The 3,344-nt window shown below is 37.7% G+C and carries 3 protein-coding genes; 2 read left to right on the top strand and 1 reads right to left on the bottom strand.

All coding sequences use genetic code 11. The features are described 5' to 3' along the window. On the bottom strand, nucleotides 1-1,567 hold a 1,567-nt coding region (locus tag AACS18_RS02560; protein ID WP_146184737.1), incomplete at its 3' end, for a hypothetical protein. A gap of 292 nt (nucleotides 1,568-1,859) precedes the next feature. Here AACS18_RS02560 and AACS18_RS02555 point away from each other — a divergent pair. Further along, nucleotides 1,860-2,363 carry a type II secretion system protein N gene (locus tag AACS18_RS02555; protein ID WP_108612020.1) on the top strand — a complete coding sequence of 168 codons (504 nt, stop codon included), beginning with the start codon at nucleotides 1,860-1,862 and terminating at the stop codon, nucleotides 2,361-2,363. An 84-nt stretch (nucleotides 2,364-2,447) separates the two neighbouring features. Continuing rightward, a partial coding sequence (locus tag AACS18_RS02550) for a secretin N-terminal domain-containing protein (protein WP_308810790.1) occupies nucleotides 2,448-3,344 on the top strand: 897 nt, incomplete at its 3' end.

The following is a 3,344-nucleotide window of genomic DNA, read 5'->3' as shown; positions in this document are numbered from 1 at the left end:
CCTTCGGATAAGCTTGTCCCTGTCTAACATTGTAGCGGAGTATTAGTTTATACATATTTTTAAATAGCATGTTTGTCGTATACATCTCTCCCCATTTACCGTTGCCGCAAATTCCGTCTTGCTTAGGACCATCAATGCAACCCTCTGCTAGGATTTGTTCGTTCACTATATCTATGGGACGAAATTTGAGATCACTTCTACCAGCTGTTGGAGTAAATGTCCAAGCGCTAGCAAAAACATCGCCTAGATCCGCAGACTCATTATCTCTTGTTCGGAATCGGCTATAACAGTCTCTATATCCTTCGCAGATTTTTTTTAAATGATGTTTTTTTTGCACTTCAAGATTTGAACCTATTTTATAGGCGCTACTTTGGACATTGATATTTCTCACGTTACCAGGTAGCGTATCTTGATCACAATTCGTTGTAACACTATCAAAGGTACCTGGAGCTCCTTTAGTCCAAACGCATAAATTAAGCACGTTTTGAATGTCTGTATCTGAAGTACCTTCGTATCGAAGGTATATACGAGTGGTATTCGATTTTCTGTTCCTCAGTGAGCTCTTTGCTCCGGATCTTGTGTATCTTTTATCCCGAACCTTATCTATTTTAAATCTTGGATATAAATCAGTTAGTAGATCCTGTTCGCGCCCAAGAATGCTAACTTTCAGATAATACTTTTCCTCTTCTGGATTCAGTTCTACTTCACTATCACTATCACTAAACTTAGCTCTATAAATGATATCAACCGGTTTTTGCATACGTCCGTTATTATACAGTGGAGTGTCGTCGACACCGGTGTTGATAGTAATATTATCCACAGCCAAATGTCTAATCACGCCCAGTAAAGGTCTTGATGGAATAAGTGAGGTCAGAACCCATTTTTTGATATTATCGTTCCACTGAGCTTTGATAACATCTCCACTTTCGAGCGCTACATCACTCACTGCATCAAGAACATTATTACTGCTAATTGCGACGCCATTCTTTTCTGATCTTATGATTCGTACTCCGGTGCCGTTTTCTGGGGGCACAAGGGTGATCAGACTAGCACTGCTGTTGGCTTTGATTTTATAATTAAGAAAGTTATATGTCGGATCACCAGGTATTGTGTTAAAGTCATCAGTTGACTTTTCTTGAGCGCTATTAAAAACCCAACTTCTTTCATTCGAATTATATGTAAATTTTGCCCTATGCAAGAAACCGATATAAACTCCGTCAGTAAAACCACTCAAGCGACCGTGAATAAAAAGTTTGGGGTTGAACGCACTCAATTCAGATGATGAATGGTCTACATATAGAACATCACCATCTTTTCCATTTGCTGGCAAATATACATGGTTCAGATCTTCCCGTTTAGCCACGACTTGATAATATAGTTCATACCCAGTTCGGACGTCCGGTATTGCATTATCTGGATAGTCCGTATTATTGACATAAAGCGATTTGATTTCTTGTGCCTTTGAGTTTAGGTGTTTATGTGTCTTTACAGCATCATCAGCATAGACGTTGCCTGATAGCACTACCGATATAGCTAGTGGAATCAGCTTTAAACATTTCGATTTCATTTATTGAACTCCCATTATTATTTTGACCTTTGACATATGATATGCCGTCTTAATTCGAATCTTCACGGCCTCAATTGTAAACTGATTTTATTTGAAAAAAATTTTTTCAAATAAAATAAGAATCCATACCATCCACTCATGTTTATTCATAAATTTTCACAAATCTTCACTTAAAAAGAGAGTGGCAATGGTGGCATAGTCGTACAGAATTAATTACTTACGTTTTCATGAACCATGAACAAACAGTGGCTACGGCTTTAGAGAAAATAAATAATGGAATGGTTATATATCAATGAGCATTGTTAAAGACATGACTGTGCAGATAACTACACGCGCTAGTTCGATAATGCTGTTTATATTGGCATTGCTTATGACAACTCAATGTTATCGGCTTTCTCTCCTTATTTTTTCTTCATCTAATTACCAAGTCGATAAATGGTCGCCTAAATATAACTATATAGAGCCAACTCCATTTAATAAAAAAATTGATGTGCATGTAATATCAAAGGAAGAAATTTTTGGTCATTACAATCTCAATGCTAATAACACATCCAATACAATTAAAAGCAAGCCCATAATTAATAGAAGCATCATTTATCATGGAGGACTTGTGGGTGTTGATTCTCGCCATTCCATAGCTATTATTTCTTACAAACACAATCAGCATTCCTATTCAATTAGTGATTCAATCCCCCGATCCGGGATAACCATAATAGGAATTATGCCAGAGTCGCTTGTTATAAGTAATAATGGAATTGAAGAGATTGTCCCACTCCAGGGAATTGACAAGATGTAGCAACTACAACTTTTCATATATTAAAGTACCTACAACATATCGCTGCCCACCTTACTATACACAGTTCACAGTAGAGTCTATAAAATGAATGCCTTTAGTAAAATCCTCACTATTATATGCGCCAGCTCTATCTTAATGTCAGAGGTATCTCTGTCTGCTGAGTTCACTGTCGGTTTTAAAAATGCAGACATTCAAGAGTTCATAAATACCGTCAGCAAAAATTTAGAAAAAACAATCATCATCGAGCCCTCTGTACGTGGAAATATCAATGTACGCAGTTACGGCCTTCTTAATGAGGAACAATACTATCAATTCTTCCTCAGCGTACTTGAGGTTTATGGTTTTGCAGTAGTTCCTATGGATAATGGCGTTATCAAGGTCATACGCTCGAAAGATGCATCAACTTCAGCAGTCCCATTAGTTGACGACAATTCCCCAGGAATTGGAGACGAGCTGGTCACCCGCGTTGTATCTATTTATAATATCCCAGTTAACGAGTTGGTGTCTGTGCTACGTCAGATGAATGATAATTCTGGTGGATATGTTGTTCATCATGATCAAACTAATGCTCTGCTTATCACGGGGCGTGCTGCTGTGGTCACAAGATTAGTAAATATAATCAACCATTTAGATAAGAGTAGAAATCAAGATGTCGAAACAATAAGGCTTAAATTCGCCTCTGCTGGAGAGGTGATCCGTATCATTGAGTCCTTATATAAAGATAAATCATCACAAAATACCTATTTCAGTCAGCTAAGAGTGCCAAAATTAGCTGCTGATGAACGAACTAACTCCATCATGGTCAGTGGTGAAGAAAGAGCTCGCTCTCGTGTGATTAAAATGATTTCTACGCTTGACCAAGAACAACCGAACCAAGGAAATACCAGAGTATTTTATCTAAAATATGGTAAGGCTAAGGATATGCTTGAAGTAATAAAAGGTGTCGGTTCGAGTCTTGAAAGTGATAAGAAAGGGGGGGGG

Source organism: Aeromonas sp. HMWF015 (assembly GCF_963878965.1).
GTDB lineage: Bacteria > Pseudomonadota > Gammaproteobacteria > Enterobacterales > Aeromonadaceae > Aeromonas > Aeromonas veronii.
Note: the sequence above shows the minus strand (reverse complement) of the source record. Positions and strands in the feature narration are given on the sequence as shown.

Bases quoted from the DNA above. Each gene is read 5' to 3' on its own strand.
- AACS18_RS02555 (WP_108612020.1), top strand. From the start codon at position 1,860: ATGAGCATTGTTAAAGACATGACTGTGCAGATAACTACACGCGCTAGT.